Source organism: Halomonas sp. TG39a, assembly GCF_000744395.1.
GTDB classification, from domain to species: domain Bacteria; phylum Pseudomonadota; class Gammaproteobacteria; order Pseudomonadales; family Halomonadaceae; genus Vreelandella; species Vreelandella ventosae_B.
In genome coordinates this window covers 1,226,022-1,243,192 of record NZ_JQLV01000001.1, presented here as the reverse complement: position 1 = coordinate 1,243,192, position 17,171 = coordinate 1,226,022, and the positions used below count along the sequence as shown (strand labels likewise).

The window sequence follows — 17,171 nt, the reverse complement described above, 5'->3', positions numbered from 1 at the left end:
GCCCAAGTGCGATAAAAGGTGACGACTAGTCATTATCAAGGCGCTCTTTACGATAAAGCTGCCACTCATTTTCAACCCGGCCATCAGGCAAGCGGCAATAGCGGCCAGTGCCTAAGCTGCTTTCGCGAATTTCATTCTCCCCGCCGAGGCTTCTACAGTATTCAGCCGCGTATTGCGTCATCTGATTGTCAGAATCCGGGCCACCCCCGCCCGAGGCACAGCCGCCGAGCATGAGTAGCACTGTTATTGCACCGTAGCGGTATATAAATCTTGTTAGCATTGGAACCTCCCTCCCTGCGCATACAGTTCAGCGTCAGTTTGATTTTGGTGAGTAACCGCGTGCACATCAAGCAGGATGTTACCTGGCGAGAGGTATGATTATTTAATAGAGCGTTTGCTGATGTCGAAAATGGTAGCTAGGCTGTAGCTAGTCATCTTCGATGTACAAGCATTGTCTATGGCTATTTTTAGTACCGAATTCATATGGAGAGTGAAGCTATGTCCAGCCCGGAACATAAGCAAAAGATCTGGAAGATGATCAAAGATATCAAAGTGGGCATGCTCGTGACGTTGGATAACGACACACCCCGAGCGCGCCCCATGCATCTGGTGCAAGATGAGTACGATGGCACCCTGTGGTTCTTCACCCGCCGCAGTGCCGAAAAGGTATTTGAAACCCAAAGCGACCACGATGTGTGCCTTAGTTTCTCCGACCAGGAAGATGGCGTCTACGTTTCCCTATCGGGCAAAGCCAACCTTACCGATAACCGCGAACTGATCGAGAAATACTGGAATCCTTTCATCGCGGCCTGGTTCCCTGAAGGTAAAGACGACCCAGACGTTGCACTGCTGGAAATTAAAGTGCAGATGGGTGAGCACTGGAAAGCCAAAGAGAGCAAGACGTTCCAGCTTTACGAAATCGCCAAAGCTAACCTCAAACAGGATGCCACCCCGAACCTTGGTGAGAATGAGAAGTTCGGTGGGTAACGTCCTACCCAAGCGCCCCGCTACCGGGGCGCTTTCCAGCCTGATAGTTGTCATGCTCCTGGGTTCAAGCGGCGCTTGGGCCAATGATCAGCCCCCGAGTGACGATGCTATCAGTCAGGATAAGTGCGAACTTACCGACCAACAGCAGGCAATGCTGTCGCTGGTTAACGAAGCGCGTAGCCAAGCACGACAATGCGGCGACCAGCCGTTTGAGGCCGTAGAGTCGTTAGCATGGAGCTGCAAGCTTGAAGCAGCGGCCAAGAGCCACTCCCAGGACATGGCCGAGAATGACTACTTTAGCCATACCGGCCCGGATGGCGCGGGAATTGAGCAACGGGTGGGCAATCAGGATTACGCATGGCAAGCCGTGGGAGAAAATATCGCCGCTGGCCACACCACTGTTTCCGCCGCGGTTGAAGGCTGGCTAGACAGCCCCGGCCACTGCCGCAACATCATGAATGACGCCTTTACCGAGATGGGCATGGCAAAAGCCGAGGGTTCAGAGTCGCGCTACTCAACCTACTGGACACAAACACTCGGCAAACCCCGCTAATCGCCCACAAATCGATTACAGGTCACTCCTCTATTTCACCTTCCCTAATGCCACCATAGTTAACGGCCGTAATTGCATTTTTAGGTGAGCCGTCTACCAGCTTGGTGCTATAGGTCAGGTACACAAAGGTCTGGGTTTCGGCGTCATGCATGCGCACAACGCGCATATTCTTGAAAAGCGCAGAGCGACGTTGGCTAAAAATCACCTCTTGCTCGTCTACTTCTGCAGGGTCGAAGACAATCTCCCCCGTCTGCCGACACGCCACGCTCGCCTCACTGGCTTCCTCAGCCAACCCCACCGCACCGGAAATCCCGCCAATCTGTGAGTAAGAGAGATAACAGGAGATACCCTGAACCTTCGGGTCATCGAAGCGTTCCACTTCAATGGTATTGTTCGGGCCCAGCAGCTTGAACTCGGTACGCACGCTGCCGATATGAGCATCCTGAGCGAATAGCGTGGGCGGCAATAGCGCAACCATAGCAATGAGCAACGTGAGGGCAGCGCGTTTTGGGAAAAGCATGGGTAACTTCCTTGGGATTAGTCAGACTAAGAGACAGGCAAGCGCTAAGGATACATGATGTACAAACTTCCTGGAGAACCATCAGCAGGCAGAATCCCACTTCCCTTTTTACTTCTGAAACGTAATATTGCGCATTATGAGCATGGCTGGGGCGTACCAGAAGACGACGTAGAAGCCACAAGGTGGTTTCGTCTCGCGGCGGTGCAAGGGTATCCAGAGGCACAGTTTGCTCTCGGGGCCCAGTACGAATTTGGGAGGGGCGTAAATCAGGACGATGTAACCGCGTACATGTGTTAAACCATTTTTGAAGCCGACAGTGATAGAACAAATGGAAATAAAACAGATTTCGCCGAAATAATGACAGACGAAGACATAGCTGAAGCTGAACGGCGTGCAAGTGTGTGCATGTCCTCCAACTATCAACCAGGTTGTGAATAGAGTACTACTGGCAACATTGAGCCTAAAGAGAGTGGATTCACAGACGTTATACTAATTAATACTGTGGCACTCTGTTTTATCGGCGAACATGGCAGCAGCATTGAGGAATACAACACGCTAACGCCCTACTCAAAGTCGGGGCGCTCATAACTCCAGCGTCACCATCAATCTACCCACCACCCCCGCTACATTTCAGAAAAGGGAAGCCACAAAGGCAAAGGGTCGTCGAAAGCATCCCTGGGATTCGACGACCCTTCACCCTTCTCAACAGCCAACGCATTAAGCTTTTATATTATCTGTAACCTTCCAAACACCGGGTGAGTTCCAGACCGCATTATGTATTAAGCTTTTTTCGGCGAGGCTGTGTACCTTTCCACTCAGTGTTACATCATGATCATGCACTTCTACTTTGATGGCGTTAGCATCCTGAACAGCCCTACGTTTCAGTGAGGCTTCAATATCGGCCTTGACAGCCGCCGCTGTCGGCTTAGGTTTTAGAATGATTTGATTGCTAACACCGGTAACACCGGCCAGGTAACGAATAGAACTAGCAGCCAAACGGCGTTGATACTCCCAGGGAACTTCGCCAGTCAGCGTCACCCAACCATCCTCGACCATTACTTTCAACGGATCATTGGGTATAAATACATTCCACTCCAGCGTGTTCTTCACCGCTCGTGCGATATCGGCATCGGTACGCTGATTACTTCCTGGCAACTTCACGTCAATTTCTACCGCAACCCCCTTCACACCGCTGACTCTCTGTGCTGCGGTTTCTGCATGCCACTTCTCCGCATAGCTATCGACATGCCCAGCCAATGTCACAATGCCGTCTTTCACCTCCACTCCAATATCTGTAGCGCGAACGGAAGGTTCCCATTTGAGTTCAGCAAGCACATCTTGCTGAATTTGAGTATCTGACTTAAACATGTCTACATCTCCCTTAAACGCATGAGTGATCTTTAGGCACATAACATACACTTTCAGTTAGCACCTCATTACATATCAACAATTGCTTACCTGCCTTAGTTGACTCATTTAACTTCTAACTTGCGTCGCGAAGTCTTTTTCGTTTTTGGCAGAGTAATTGTTAAGATACCATCCTTAAACTTAGCGTCAGCATTTTGTGCATCCACCTCAGCTGGCAAAGCCACGGTCCTAGAAAAAGAGCCTTGCCATATTTCCGAATAAAAATATTCATCCTTTTTTTCTTCGGTCTCACCAGAGCGATGCCCTTTTAACGTTACCGCATGCTCAGTGACTTCAACCTCTAATTCTTTTCGATCAATTCCGGTAATTTCAGCGCGTACTATGATCTCTTTTTCGCGATCAATAATATCAACCTTAGGATTGCGTTGAGAGAACAATCCCAACCGCTCTTTGACTGAATCGTCTTTAAAGAAAGGCTTCATCCAACTGCGTTCAAAAAACCCTTCCATCATTCGGTCAAACTCCTCCAGGGGACTCAATGCACGGCTAGAAGTCTGGGTATCGTTTTTACCCTCTACTGAAGACTTGATGGCTGTCTTGCTCATGTTATCACTCCTTTTTAGGACCCTTATAATAAGAAATACAAATATATTACTTACCTTAGTTTTGATAGCTTTTCCCAATGGTTATAAAAACCACTTGGTTAGTTATAGCTTAACTTTGCATGGAGAGTAGATTATTGGGATCATTAAAAAGTGTTAACATACGTAAATTTTGACCTATGTCAAAATAAAGCATCATATTCAAAAAACTATTTTAAAATATTAAAAAAACCATCTAAACCTCTTAACAGTTTCTCTTAGCCACATGCAAAATTTGTAACTTAAGTATTCATCGTTAACAGCCACACTGGCGAGGAAAAGGTCACTGAGTCTAAATAGGTATTAATAAAGCTATTTTAATAACCCTTTGTGAGGCATGAGATATATGTTTTTCGGAAATTCTCAGCATCAAGATTTTGATAGACTAGTGCGTGCCTCACTGGCGGGGATGACAATGGGTATTTCCCCTATGTCGGTTATGCTTACATATTTGGACTGGTTATCCAGCATGGTACTATCTCCAGGAACCCAGGCTCATTTGCTACAAAAAGCCTTAAAAAAAACAGCTGCGCTTGTTTTCTTGGGCTAGCCACTCGGCTTTTGATCCCAATGCTGCCCCTTGTATTACCCCCTTACCTCAGGATCGTCGTTTTCGCGACCCTAGCTGGCGCAGCTACCCTTACAATGTGCTTTATCAAAGTTTCTTATTGCAACAGCAGTGGTGGTATAACGCCACAACAGGCTTACGCGGCCTCTCACCTCATCACGAACAAGCCTTAGAGTTCGGGGCTCGGCAATGGCTTGATGTGCTGTCGCCCTCCAACTACCTGCTGACCAACCCTGTCGTATTAAACAAAACTTTCTTCAGCGGCGGAGCCAATCTGCTTCAGGGAATGCAACACTACTATGAAGATATTCAGAACCATTTACTCGGCAAACCTCCCGTTGGCACCGACACTTATGTAGTAGGAAAGGATGTGGCGATCACACCTGGCAAGGTCGTTTACCGCAACCATTTGATCGAGCTTATTCAGTACACGCCTACGACCGACAAAGTGCATGCCATACCTACGCTGATAGTGCCTGCTTGGATCATGAAGTATTACATTCTTGACCTCTCACCACATAATTCGCTAGTCAAGTATCTGGTTGATCATGGGCAAACCGTGTTTATGATTTCCTGGCGTAACCCTACCGCCGAGGATCGTGATATCGGCATGGATGACTATCGCCAGCAAGGTATTCTCGCGAGTCTCGACACCATCGCGCAATTAATGCCCAATCAGAAGATACATGGCGTTGGCTACTGTTTAGGCGGAACGCTATTAGCTATCACTGCTGCGGCTATGGCTCGAAATAAAGATGATCGCTTAGCATCCATGACACTTTTGGCTGCACAAACCGATTTTCGGGAAGCTGGTGAGCTCATGCTATTTATCGATGATAAGCAACTCGCTTTCCTTGAGGATATGATGTGGGCTCAGGGCATTCTTGATACCAAGCAAATGTCGGGAGTATTTCAGATCCTTCGGTCTAACGATTTAATATGGTCTCGAATGATAAATGAATACCTGCTAGGCACACGACAACCCGTAAACGACTTAATGGCCTGGAACACAGATGCAACGCGCATGCCCTACCGTATGCATTCTGAATACCTGCGCAACCTATTTTTAAATAACGATTTAGCCGAAGGTCGCTTGCGGGTGGATGACCGCCCAGTAGCGCTTAGCGATATACAGGTGCCGATCTTCTGTGTCGGCACCGAATGGGATCACGTTGCACCTTGGCGATCCACTTACAGGCTGAACTTGCTTTCTGATGCACCTGAAACCACTTTCCTACTCACCAGCGGTGGCCATAATGCGGGGATTATTAGCCCTCCAGAGCACTCTCATCGGCACTACCGAATGACAGTGGCGCATGAAAACGATAGTTATATTGACCCTGACACTTGGCTAGAGAGCACAACTATACAGCCAGGCTCCTGGTGGAAGGAGTGGCAAATCTGGCTGGAGAAACACTCAGGGCCTCTGGTTAGCAAGCCAGCTCTGGGTTCAAGCGACTACCCGCCATTAGAAGATGCACCGGGGAGCTATGTGAAGCAGCCATGAACAAGGTTTTCTTTTCGGCGAGATAAATTGGACACCAGTTCGCCAGCGAAACGCGAAGACTAAATAAACTGGCAAAAAAGCACCTTCAGGATGCTAACTAATATTGATGGCACCTCCCCCTCTTTCCTAACCTAAAAATCATCTTACAAGTCATTTTGTTACTGACATAGGCTTTAAATATAAAAATAACTAGCTTTTATCACTGTATAACTCACAACATCTGCTACGCTTAACTTCCCCAACGTCTAAAAAAACCAAAAACCACATAACTATCTGAATTATAATACTTTCAAGAGAACCTTCTTTAAAAATCGTTCGTGGCTCATAGAGTTACACAAAAATTTTATTGGGGAACCTAGGATAAACGTATGGAGAAGTCAACTGGTTTGGATAAGCCATATGTCGAACAAGGAGTGCTTTACAGTCATTCCTCTCTCTTATTTGTACAAGAATTGAAAAACCTGTCTCAATACATATTAACTTTGCGTAGAAAAAACACACTATTATACCAAGGAGATCCTTTTCAAGGCTTATACATCGTGCAATGTGGCATGCTAAAACAAATGCTTCAGTCTAAAAACGACAATGAGCAGCTCACACACTTTTTTCTACCTGGCGAAATTATTGGCCTAGATGCTATTGGCGAGGGATTTTATGCAGGCACCGTGATTGCCATTGAAACATCAGGCTTACTGCACATTCCCTTTAGACGAATTGAAGAGTTTCCCAACCTTCAAGCTAGCCATATGCAATTGCTGCGCTGTTTGAGTCGGGCTATGAGCCTAGAGCACTCACGAATGTGGCAAATGATTAGCCAGCCTGCAGACGTCAGATTAGCCTGTTTTTTTGCTGCAATGTCGAGGAGTTTTTTTGCTCGGGGCTATTCGCCCTACTCTTTCAGGCTTGCCATGTCACGACATGAAATGGCCGATTATCTCTGTATGGCAGTAGAGACGCTCAGTCGCCTCATCAGCCGCTTTCAGCAACAAGAAATATTAACAGCACGTGGTCATGAGTACTGCATAGTAAACCCTGATGCATTAGCGTCTATAGTTGTAAAAAGGAAGTGAATTTATCGCAGACGACATTCTCCTAAGCGACCGTTTCTATCTTAGGAACAGGCGCGCTCTATCGCTCTCCTTTTACACAGTACGCATTATAATAAAAAACAACATCTTGGCCATCTCGTTTCCTCAACTTAAACACACTTTTATCGCCATTGGCCATGCGAAAGGCTTAACCATCCGCCAGACAGGAAAAGCAGTGAGCAAGCCTTGCTGTGCTGGCCTGACAGCGCATAACATTCGGTTCGGCGACGAGTTCCCATTACAGATTTAGCACGACGGTGACGCTATCCGCCTGATGATCCGTTGGCATCACCAGAAATCCAAACTCTTTTACCATCTTGAGCATTGGGTGATTCTCGCGCAGCACATCCGCAAATAGCTGCTTAATCGCGTTCATGCGGGCAAAATCAATAATCTGCTGCATAAGGCTATAACCCAGTCCGGTTCCTTTAAAATCACTACGCACCATGACCGCAAACTCCGCTTTCTCTTTATCGGGATCGGCAGACAGGCGCACTACCCCCACAATCTCGTCGCAGCCAGAAGGTATCGCTACAAAAGCCATTTCCCGGTCGTAGTCTATCTGGGTTAGTCGCGCCGCAAAGGCATGGTCGAACTTTTTGATGGCTGCAAAGAAGCGCAATCGCACATCACTGGGAGAGGAATGGCCCAGCATGTTGACCAGCGCCGCTTCGTCTTCGGGGCGTATGGGACGCAAGAAATAGGCTTGGCCACTGCGTGTCGTGATTGTTTGGGCGAGCTGCTTGGGATAAGGGCGGATGGCCATTGGCAGCCGTTGTTGCTGACCGGATCTAATCACGATGCGCGCATCCAAAGCCATCACACCAGAAGCGTCAGCCAACAGCGGGTTGATATCAAGTTCGACTACGCGTTCCAAGTCGCTGGCCAGTTGCGACAATTTTATAAGCGTGAGCGTGATCGCATCCAAATCAGCTGCTGGACGATCACGATAGCCTTGCAACATACGCGATATGCGTGTCGATCTGATCATATCTTGAGCCAGCAGTGAGTTAAGCGGGGGTAAGCCAACCACGCGATCACCAATGACTTCAACGGCTTTACCCCCCTGCCCAAACAGAATAATGGGGCCAAAAACGCGGTCTTCAGCGACGCCTAGAATGAGCTCATGCGCACCTGGACGACGAATCATCGGTTGCACATTGAAACCATCGACCCGTGCCGAGGGGGCCTCCTGATGGACTACCCTAAGCATATTCTCGGCCGCCAGATACACGGCCTCGGACGAAGCCAAGTTTAATTGCACACCCCCGACATCAGACTTGTGAGAAATATCGCGCGACAAAATTTTCAGCACGACCGGGAAGCCCAGCTGCTCTGCTACGTGACAGGCCTCCTCCGGCGTGCGAGCCAACATGGCCGGCACCGTAGGTATGCCATAGGCAGCCAAGACAGCTGATGCTTCGGGCTCCGTCAGTACGCTGCGGCCCTCATCAGTAACACGATCAATAATCGCGTTCGCGCTAGCCATATCGATGGTAATGAGATCGGAAACAGCCGCAGGCGTCTCCATAAGGGCCCGCTGATTGCGCCAGTAGCTGGAGAGGTGCAAAAAGGCACGAACCGCCTGCTCCGGCGTGCCATATGAGGGAATACGTTTCTCCGCAAACAGTCGTCGGGCTTCTGCGGGCGCGCCTTCGCCGAGCCAACAGGTCAAAACGGGTAGCCGATGTTTCTCAAGTGTCGTCATTACCGTTTGAGCAGCATCCAGGCTGTCGGTAACCGCTACTGGGCAATTAATAACGAAGAGTGCATCAGCACCGCGTTCATCAAGCAGTACGTCAAGCGCCTCAGCATAGCGTTGGCCCAACGCATCGCCGAGAATATCAACGGGATTAGCGTGTGACCAAGCCTTGGGTAACACGGCATTCAAACGCGCCAAGGTCGCCTCGGAGAGCTCTGCCAAGTGGCCGCCCAAATCGATCAATTCATCCACGGCTAACACACCGACTCCACCACCGTTGGTGAGTATAGCCAGCCGATCTCCCTGCACGCGGATGCCCGTGGCGAGCGTTCCTGCCGCCTGAAATAGCTCATCTAGGGTTTTCACCCGAAGCATTCCCGCACGCCTAAAGGCAGCGTCATAGATAGCATCGGATCCCGCCAGAGCCCCAGTATGCGAAAGCGCCGCTTTGGCACCTGCATCGCTACGGCCGGCTTTCACCACGACGACCGGCTTGTTTCGTGAAGCCATGCGCGCCGCCGACAAGAATTTACGTGCGTCGGAAATGGCCTCGACGTAGAGCAGAATGGAATGCGTTTTTGGGTCAAGCGCCAGGAAGTCGAGCACATCGCCAAAATCAACATCGCTCATTGCGCCTAGCGAAATAATATACGAGAAGCCGATACCTCGCGCTGACGCCCAGTCGAGCATCGATGTTGCCACAGCCCCCGACTGGGTAACGAAAGCGATATCGCCCTTCAAGGGGGTAAGATGAGCGAAACTGGCATTGATACCCTTGTGAGGAGCCAAAACACCCAAACAGTTGGGCCCTACAATACGCATTAGATAAGGTCGTGCCGCCTCGAGCATTGCCTGCTGGAGCGCCTTTCCATCTGACTGCTCTCCTTCGCCAAAGCCTGCGGTGATAACCACCGCCGCACGACAGCCCTGCTCACCAAGTTCCTTTATCAGGCCCGGAACGCTCTCCGGCGGGGTTGCGATGATCGCCAGATCAGGAGTGAGCGGCAATTCACTAACAGAGTGGTAGTTTAGGGTTGATCGAATGGCACGCTCACTAGGGTTGACGGTGAGCACCGGCCCTGCAAAACCAGCACTGAGTAAATTTCGTGCCAACACGGCACCCACCGACCCAGGCTGGTTGCTAGCACCAATGAGCGCAATTGTTTCAGGAGAGAACAGTACATCTAAATTGCGAATCGACATCTAACATCTCCGATCATGGTGGGATTTCGGGACGCCTCACATCGTGTTTAAAGTCACCTGAACCAAGTAAATTGAAGCTCGCACTGGCCTTGAGCGAGAAATGACGTGGACTACTCATTGTATGACGCTACTTTTTGCAGTAACTGTTTATTAACTTATTAACAGCAAAAATATTGATCTACAACATCAAAGCATTGATTAATGGGTAAGCCAAGGGGCCTATTTGCTTCTATACTTCCTTTTAGTCCTTAGGAGGTAAAAAAATGACAACCATGACAACTTTACAATCAAAACACCCCAAAAAGGCTTTGAACGCATTCAATTATGATAACGTTTTTATATGGTGGTACCAGCCCTGGATGACAACCAATGGCTCGGCTGCCAAGTTACAGGGTATTTTGTTTGATTCCCTCAATGATACCATGCGCCATGAACTCGAACTGTTTTCGACCATGGCCGATTCTTATAGCAAGCTAACGAGCTGTCTACTTGGGCTTGAAGGAATACAGACACCGCTATCGATGGCGTCTTGCTACCATAAAGTAGCGAGTGACATGGCTGACGTAACCATGAGGCGAATGCATAAGGTGTCTGAGCTTAACGAAGACTTCAAAGAACTTCTCTGGTGCGAAATATAGCACACCGAAAACCTACAAAAATAAAACTCTAACCAAAGCTGGATAGACAATGTCAGTCGAAACTATTCAACAAATGTTGAAGATGACGCGTTTATTACACACCAACTTAGCTTATAGCTTAAACAAAGCATCCCTTTCAACAAAAAAAGAAAAAGTGCGCATGCTGCTTGATTACCTATCACTGCATGAAAAAGAGCTGAGTCGTGTCTTGGCGCTGAGTGAGCAAGATGCTCAATCAGCTGCTATTCACACATGGTGTGTTGAGCACTTCGACAAGAACTTTATCACACTCGAAAATATTGATTACAGCAACATGACCTTCGCAGAAATCATGTGCTCAATCGTAACAATACATAACAAGATCATTGAGCTTTATCGCTATTTGGCGCTGCGTGCAGAAACAGTAGTTGCAAATGAGCTACTTAACAACCTCCTCACTCTTGAACAGCATGAAGCAATGCGCATGGTTCGTGACGCGCAAGAGCTTGAAGATCTTTAGCGCTCTAACTAAAGGCACTCACGAGGTTTAACAATTACCAAAGCCCACCTTGCATTCAAATACTTTCTAGCCGTAGAGACTGAACATTAGACCATTATGCTAAATAAAGAGCGCTTCATTTTACTTTTTATCAAGCACTGAGGGTGTACCATGATTGCAAATGACAGAAGAATACAGCTTGTGGAGCTCCGAGTAGAATTACTCGAACGTATACAACGCTACGAAGCACATCAGCACCAGCGAAGTGGTGCCTTAGATAAAGATTTGGAAGAACAGGCGCTTGAAATTCAGAGTGATGATGTCGTCGACCTTTTGGAAAATGAAGCACGTGCAAAGCTTACGCAAATTGAAAAAGCCCTCACTCGTATTGACGCCAACGTGGGAGAGCTCTGTGAGGTGTGTGGCGGAGTGATCGATATTCACCGCCTCCAGGCCTTACCTTACGCGACACGTTGCAATGAGTGCGCTATTCCATAAAGTGATGCGCTATTAATTCAGTAATCATCAGGCTGTGAGAGCAAAAGAAGTACATTCGATGCGGTTACGGCCGTTTCGCTTGGCATTCAATAGCAAGTGATCGGCACGGTTAATCAAATTATCAATGCAGCGATCATTCAGTTCAAGCGTGGCGATGCCAATGCTAACAGACAGCCTGGCGCTCTGCAGAGTGTTACTCAGTCGCTCTGCTATAACCTGGGCGCCTTGGATATCTGTTTCAGGTAATATGATGATAAATTCGTCCCCACCATAACGACCCAATAAATCCCAATCGCGCACCGTGGAACGCATCGCATGGGCTAAAGTTTTCAGCATATGATCACCCGCCGCGTGCCCCTGCTCATCATTGATAGTCTTGAAGTGGTCAATATCCAACATCATCACACAGAGCGATAAGCCATAACGAGCAGCCCGCTTGAACTCAGTGTTAGCCAAATCAAGGAGATGGCGTCGATTATACGTTTCAGTGAGGCCATCATGGGTAGCCAGGTAGGTCAGGTGCAAATTCGTAGCCACCAACTCAGCGGTGCGCTCTATCACCCGGCGTTCCACTTCTTGCTCGGAGTATTTCGCAACCTGCGTAATGTTGGTCATATTTGAGCTCAACACGATGCAGAGTAGATGCGACACTACCCCTGGTTGGTGCATGACAGGAAATAGAAGCAGCTTAAAGCTATGCTGGTCCCCCCCTTTGTTGAAGCAACCATCCGCCACTTCAAAATGAACAGGCACTTCCCCTTTAACACAGCGTGTGCAGTTTACGATCAACTCCTCGGCTAGGGGTGATGGAAGTAGATTTCTGAAAGGTTTACCCACACTTATTAGATGGTTGCTAAATTCAGCAGATTGCAGATGCTTAATCTCTTCAATAATATAGTGATTTCGCTCAGTAACACGAACGATTATCATCTCTTTAGGAAAACACTCCCAAAGGCTTTTTGCCACTAAATTCAAATCGCTATTAAGACAGCTAAAAAAATCCGGTTTATTACATACTGAAGTAAGCATGAACACACCTCAATGATATGAGCACATATATGTACAACACACTACTTCGGCTTTGACTACGACAAGCTACTTATAAAAACCTATAGCCCGTTGTTCGCGACACTCCTGTATGACGCGAAACTCATTATTTTTCTGCGTTACGAAGTCGAATAAGGTATTGTGTAACTCAGGAGTGGCATTAGTTTCTAGCAGCCAGCAAAAAAATGTCCATGACACTTCAGCAGCTTCTTCAGCTTTGGCGAGGATTTGATGCCCTATTTGATCGTCCACAACAAAAAAATGCTGTTCTTTTGTATTGAGCAAATGTATGTTCCCTTTTTGCTCAGTATTAATGCAAGCGCCAAGCTCCATTTTCCTAGCCACTTCTTGCAAATTGCAAAGGCGATGCATGCACTCCATGCTAATTGCGGTCATCAAACGACTAACCGATGAATCAAAAGGTAGGAAGGTAAGTGCTAGCCATCGATACCGTTTTAGCTCAGAAGCTTCATTAGAATAGGCTAAATTCAACTGTTCTTGAGGTAGAAGAGAAAGAGCTGCCAAGTTATTCATGATAACGAACCTTTGGGCAATAAAAAAAGGATCAGAGCGGGGCCCACAGGTGCATACTAGAGCATGATAAAGCCTACTTTCCTTGATATTCGTCAATTTTTATAGCGCAATTAAAAATATACAAAAAACGAATTAACAAGCTAATCCACTAACGCTAAGTTATTTTTAATAAAATTAACATTATTTAATAAAAGCTAATATTGAAATTCCGTATAAACAAAAGCACTAAACTACACAGGTAAAACCTTTATTAAAAAACACCTCATTGGGTAGTGTATTTTCAAAGCCCAGCAGCGCGCAATCTATCTTTTAGTCGCTGGTTTTCCTCAATTAAATCGGTCGTCAATGCGGCAAGTTCGGGTGCAGCCTCAAAATCGCGCTCCAACTGGTACATCCGCCGAGCACGTATCAGATCTTGACTGGTGAAGCGCCAGCTCGCCACATAAGGGGAACCATCAGCCAATAACCCGCTCTCAATACGCTCGATGACCCAGTCGGTTTCCACTGAGCAGGCACGCGCCAACTCATCAAGTGTCAGGGTCGCCTCATCAATCAAATCACCGCTAATAATAGCTCGCTGTACCATGGCTTAGCCTCCCTTCCGTTGGCGCGGATCAAAAGCCAGTTCCCGCGCCATGGTTTCATAGAGCTCCCGTGCCTTATAGCTATCGGCCGGGGGCAGTACGACCTCTAATTCCACATACAGATCACCCGGCTCAGGCCCGGGAATACCACGCCCCTTCAAGCGCAACCGACGCCCTGATTGAGAGCCAGCAGGCACCTTCAATTTCACGACCCCAGAAGGGGTGGGAGTTTCAATGCTGGCTCCTAACGCAGCCTCCCAGGGCGTTACCGGTACTGTCTGATGCACATCACGCCCTTCAACACGGTAACGCGAGTGGGGGGTAAAGCGAATCTCAAGGAACAGATCCCCCGGAGGCCCCCCGCCCACACCGGGGCTCCCCTGCCCCGTGAGACGGATATGCTGGCCGGTTTTAACGCCCTTGGGAATTCTTACGCTAAGGGTATGTTCCCTGGAACTGACGCGGCCTTGGGCATCGGCCTGTGGCACAAGCAGCGTGATCGACCGGGTAGCCCCGAAGTAGGCATCCTTGAGATCAATAACAACTTTCGCGTGACGGTCTTCGCCGCGCATTTGATAGCCGCCGGCGCCTCTTCTTGGGCGACGTGCATGGCCGAAAATATTCGCAAAGAAATCACTGAATTCACCGAGGTCAGCCTCCTCGAAGCCACGGCCGCTGAACTCAAAACCTGCATCCCAGTCCGGAGGGGGATGGAAATCCTGGCCAGAGTGATACTGCTCAGCCAGTTGGTCATAGGCGAGACGCTTCTCGGGATCAGACAGCACTGCCTTGGCCTCATTGATTTCCTGCATGCGCTGCTCGGCATCTGGCTCTTTGCTCACATCGGGATGAAACTTGCGAGCCAGCTTGCGGTAGGCTTTTTTAATCTCCTCGGACGTTGCGGTCTTCTTCACGCCGAGCATCTGATAATAATCCTTAAACTCCACGTTGAGAGCCTCCCGCAGTCGGAATGGGCTCCAGGCATTGTTCCGCCAAGTATCCCGGGTAACAAGCAGTAAATGACTTAAGGATAGTCGAGGCTCACGTCGCATGCCTGTAAGTTGGACATCTATTGATACCCAATTTAGAACATCAGAATTAAAGCCGTAGGCCCTTTAAGCAACCGTGGAGACGCCTGGCGTTGGCACACCACTTGCGGGTGCGACACTAGCACCTCCTGGATTCATAGAATAAGCGCAGCACTTTGGATCACAAGGTAGAGGCAGGAGGGCCAGCGCCAGTACCCTCTCTGCCTTACCTACCAAAGTGAAGCAGAGCATGGGATACCGACAACTGACCCAAGTCCAACGATACCAAATTTTTGCCTATCTTGAGACCGGCATCAGCCAGCGACAGATCGCCAAGGCCATTGGTGTCCACAGCAGCACCATTAGCCGCGAGATAAAACATAACGGTCTGCCCCGTGGTTATCCCAATTGGCAAGTGATCAGCGCCGACGCACTGCCTGGAAAGTGACTAAACGACTACCAAGCCTGGTTCGCTGGGTCACTGGCCAATTGATGGACGAATGGAGTCCTCAACAAATCAGTGGTTTTATGGCCAATGCCAACGGAGTCTGCGTAAGCCATGAGTGGATCTATGCGTTAATCTGGGACGACAAGAAGCACGGTGGAACCTTATGGAAACGGCTCCAGCTGTCACGCCAGCGGCGCTATCAGCGCCAATTGGCTAAGCGGGCGGGGTTAGGCAAAATCCCGCACCGAGTAGGCATCGAGCAGCGCCCTGCCAAGTTGGAAGAACGTCGCCATATCGGACATTGGGAAGGCGACACGGTGCTTAAGGGCCACAAAGAATCCGGGCTGGTGACCCTGGTCGAAAGACGCAGTGGCTACCTCTTGACAGCGCGGCTGCCAACAATCACCGCCACTAGAACGGCACAGGCGATGACGCGGTTATTGGCACCACGCCGAGGGGCAGTGCACACCATCACTTTGGATAATGGGTCGGAATTCGCCGAGCATCGGAAGGTTGCCAAGTCCGTCTCGGCCAAGACCTATTTTTGCGACCCGTACCGCTCATGCCAGCGTGGTACTAATGAAAACACCAATGGTCTGATTAGGCAGTATTTTCCTAAAGGTACTGACTTCCGCAAAGTGACCAATGCCGAGCTACGAAGAGTCGTCAATAAGCTAAACGATAGACCAAGAAAACGGCTGGGATACCGAACCCCAGCCCAGGTGTTCTTAGGTGAATACTCAGGAGCACTAGAAACCGCAGGTGCTGCACTTATTAGTTGAATTCAGGATAATAGTCAGTCGAGCGATGATCAAGCCTAGAGGATACGTTAATCCAGGAGAAAGCTCAGCGATTATCAAATTACAGGGACACATTAACTAAGTGCTATTTATTGTTACGAGGTGCTGAATTCGATGCTCGATAGAATGAAGCCAACAACTACGTAATAAAATCAAAATTTAAACTCATCTCCGTCTTCGTAAAATAGATCAATATCATTTTCAAGCTGTGACTGTTTAGCCTGCTCTTGCGCATGGAATTTCACTCGTTCTGTTAACTGAATTACTTGACTCATTGAGAATAGTTGAGCGTAGGCTAACGGCAAGGCACCACGGCGATGTAAATCAGCTAACGTTCCTTCTCCTAATTGGTTCAGAGCTTGCTGATTAATACAATGTAAACCCTGCATATGCAGTGACGCCTGCTTGTCACCCCAGGTCAGCTGTAGAGGCCAAGGCTCGATTAGGCCTGCTTCACTTAACACTTGGCAGGCAGCAGTCGTTAAGTGTCGGTTACACTCGCTTTGTTTGAGAAAACTCAGTGTTAGTTCGACTTGATTAGCAAGATTTCCCTTCCCTCCAAAAAGTGGCTCGGCGCTCAAATCGTCAGTGAGGTGCTGCCGTTCTATGCAGAATACTTTTTTATTCGTCTCGGCCTTTGCCAAGGTAAACGGATACTCTCGCAGCGACGCGGGCACGTAATCACCCAGCCAACGACCATCGCGATGCAAATACAAGTTGCATTCGTTAAATCCCAGTACTGCTACTGGGTGATAACCCTCATTCTGGTAAATAAAGCCCAATACATAATGGGGTACCAGACTGGCTAGCTCTTCCAGAAGAATGGGAGCCAAGTGATATTCTGCAGAAAAGAAATAGCCTTGACGTGACCAGAATCGTTTATTGACATGCTGAGTACGTGATATGGCGATCCATTCAAGCATGAGTGCACCTACTGTTCTTCAAAAAAAAGGGGCTGGTGAAACCAGCCCCTCATGCT

The 17,171-nt window shown here is 48.6% G+C and carries 19 protein-coding genes and 1 pseudogene; 10 read left to right on the top strand and 10 right to left on the bottom strand.

What is annotated here, in order from left to right:
* Nucleotides 1-25: 25 nt before the first annotated feature.
* On the bottom strand, nt 26-280 hold the full coding sequence (locus U738_RS05360) for a DUF333 domain-containing protein (protein WP_035578046.1): 255 nt from the start codon (nt 278-280) through the stop codon (nt 26-28).
* Nucleotides 281-498: 218 nt separating this feature from the next.
* On the opposite strand from U738_RS05360, the gene U738_RS05355 reads away from it, so the two are divergent.
* Both U738_RS05355 and U738_RS05350 read left to right on the top strand, forming a co-directional pair.
* Entirely contained in the window at nt 499-987 is a 489-nt protein-coding gene (locus tag U738_RS05355; protein ID WP_035578044.1) for a pyridoxamine 5'-phosphate oxidase family protein, read from the top strand.
* Complete coding sequence (locus U738_RS05350) at nt 980-1,540, top strand: CAP domain-containing protein (RefSeq protein WP_231896725.1); 561 nt, start codon at nt 980-982, stop codon at nt 1,538-1,540. Before U738_RS05355 ends, U738_RS05350 begins: the two co-directional genes overlap by 8 nt.
* A gap of 22 nt (nt 1,541-1,562) precedes the next feature.
* Here U738_RS05350 and U738_RS05345 read toward each other — a convergent pair whose 3' ends face one another.
* The gene (locus tag U738_RS05345) at nt 1,563-2,060 is read right to left on the bottom strand and encodes a CreA family protein (RefSeq protein ID WP_035578040.1); all 498 of its coding nucleotides are present in this window, start codon (nt 2,058-2,060) and stop codon (nt 1,563-1,565) included.
* A 54-nt stretch (nt 2,061-2,114) separates the two neighbouring features.
* On the opposite strand from U738_RS05345, the gene U738_RS23785 reads away from it, so the two are divergent.
* Nucleotides 2,115-2,357 (top strand): tetratricopeptide repeat protein, encoded by a 243-nt coding sequence (locus U738_RS23785; protein ID WP_081899037.1) that lies wholly within the window; start codon nt 2,115-2,117, stop codon nt 2,355-2,357.
* 420 nt (nt 2,358-2,777) lie between these two features.
* On the opposite strand, the gene U738_RS05335 is transcribed toward U738_RS23785, so the two are convergent.
* Nucleotides 2,778-3,428, bottom strand: a complete 651-nt coding sequence (locus U738_RS05335) for a BON domain-containing protein (RefSeq protein WP_035583205.1) — start codon at nt 3,426-3,428, stop codon at nt 2,778-2,780.
* A 104-nt stretch (nt 3,429-3,532) separates the two neighbouring features.
* The gene (locus tag U738_RS05330) at nt 3,533-4,033 is read right to left on the bottom strand and encodes an Hsp20/alpha crystallin family protein (RefSeq protein WP_035578038.1); all 501 of its coding nucleotides are present in this window, start codon (nt 4,031-4,033) and stop codon (nt 3,533-3,535) included.
* A gap of 373 nt (nt 4,034-4,406) precedes the next feature.
* Between U738_RS05330 and U738_RS23750 the strand changes: the two genes are divergently transcribed.
* The 3 genes from U738_RS23750 to U738_RS05320 all read left to right on the top strand — a co-directional run bounded on the left by U738_RS23750 (nt 4,407) and on the right by U738_RS05320 (nt 7,214).
* On the top strand, nt 4,407-4,619 hold the full coding sequence (locus U738_RS23750; RefSeq protein WP_092490853.1) for a poly-beta-hydroxybutyrate polymerase N-terminal domain-containing protein: 213 nt from the start codon (nt 4,407-4,409) through the stop codon (nt 4,617-4,619).
* Nucleotides 4,603-6,144, top strand: coding sequence for a PHA/PHB synthase family protein (locus U738_RS05325; RefSeq protein WP_050713617.1), 1,542 nt, complete (start codon nt 4,603-4,605; stop codon nt 6,142-6,144). Before U738_RS23750 ends, U738_RS05325 begins: the two co-directional genes overlap by 17 nt.
* Nucleotides 6,145-6,512: 368 nt before the next feature.
* A complete protein-coding gene (locus U738_RS05320) occupies nt 6,513-7,214 on the top strand; it encodes a helix-turn-helix domain-containing protein (protein ID WP_050713618.1) in 702 nt (233 codons plus the stop codon).
* A 256-nt stretch (nt 7,215-7,470) separates the two neighbouring features.
* Here U738_RS05320 and U738_RS05315 read toward each other — a convergent pair whose 3' ends face one another.
* Nucleotides 7,471-10,137: a bifunctional acetate--CoA ligase family protein/GNAT family N-acetyltransferase gene (locus U738_RS05315; RefSeq protein ID WP_035578036.1), complete on the bottom strand. Its 2,667-nt coding sequence runs from the start codon at nt 10,135-10,137 to the stop codon at nt 7,471-7,473.
* Between the two features lie 263 nt (nt 10,138-10,400).
* On the opposite strand from U738_RS05315, the gene U738_RS05310 reads away from it, so the two are divergent.
* The 3 genes from U738_RS05310 to U738_RS05300 all read left to right on the top strand — a co-directional run bounded on the left by U738_RS05310 (nt 10,401) and on the right by U738_RS05300 (nt 11,751).
* Nucleotides 10,401-10,775: a hypothetical protein gene (locus U738_RS05310; protein WP_235208634.1), complete on the top strand. Its 375-nt coding sequence runs from the start codon at nt 10,401-10,403 to the stop codon at nt 10,773-10,775.
* Between the two features lie 49 nt (nt 10,776-10,824).
* Nucleotides 10,825-11,274 (top strand): hypothetical protein, encoded by a 450-nt coding sequence (locus U738_RS05305; protein WP_035578034.1) that lies wholly within the window; start codon nt 10,825-10,827, stop codon nt 11,272-11,274.
* 150 nt (nt 11,275-11,424) lie between these two features.
* Entirely contained in the window at nt 11,425-11,751 is a 327-nt protein-coding gene (locus tag U738_RS05300) for a TraR/DksA family transcriptional regulator (protein WP_035578032.1), read from the top strand.
* A 27-nt stretch (nt 11,752-11,778) separates the two neighbouring features.
* Here U738_RS05300 and U738_RS22630 read toward each other — a convergent pair whose 3' ends face one another.
* The 4 genes from U738_RS22630 to U738_RS05280 all read right to left on the bottom strand — a co-directional run bounded on the left by U738_RS22630 (nt 11,779) and on the right by U738_RS05280 (nt 14,863).
* A complete protein-coding gene (locus U738_RS22630) occupies nt 11,779-12,780 on the bottom strand; it encodes a GGDEF domain-containing protein (RefSeq protein ID WP_050713621.1) in 1,002 nt (333 codons plus the stop codon).
* Nucleotides 12,781-12,846: 66 nt separating this feature from the next.
* On the bottom strand, nt 12,847-13,332 hold the full coding sequence (locus U738_RS05290) for a hypothetical protein (RefSeq protein ID WP_035578029.1): 486 nt from the start codon (nt 13,330-13,332) through the stop codon (nt 12,847-12,849).
* A 280-nt stretch (nt 13,333-13,612) separates the two neighbouring features.
* The gene (locus tag U738_RS05285) at nt 13,613-13,918 is read right to left on the bottom strand and encodes a chaperone modulator CbpM (protein ID WP_035578027.1); all 306 of its coding nucleotides are present in this window, start codon (nt 13,916-13,918) and stop codon (nt 13,613-13,615) included.
* A gap of 3 nt (nt 13,919-13,921) precedes the next feature.
* Nucleotides 13,922-14,863: a DnaJ C-terminal domain-containing protein gene (locus U738_RS05280; protein WP_035578025.1), complete on the bottom strand. Its 942-nt coding sequence runs from the start codon at nt 14,861-14,863 to the stop codon at nt 13,922-13,924.
* 331 nt (nt 14,864-15,194) lie between these two features.
* On the opposite strand from U738_RS05280, the pseudogene U738_RS05275 reads away from it, so the two are divergent.
* Nucleotides 15,195-16,174 (top strand): annotated as a pseudogene (locus U738_RS05275) (IS30 family transposase).
* Nucleotides 16,175-16,344: 170 nt separating this feature from the next.
* Here U738_RS05275 and U738_RS05270 read toward each other — a convergent pair.
* Nucleotides 16,345-17,115 carry a SapC family protein gene (locus tag U738_RS05270; protein ID WP_050713624.1) on the bottom strand — a complete coding sequence of 257 codons (771 nt, stop codon included), beginning with the start codon at nt 17,113-17,115 and terminating at the stop codon, nt 16,345-16,347.
* Between the last annotated feature and the right edge of the window lie 56 nt (nt 17,116-17,171).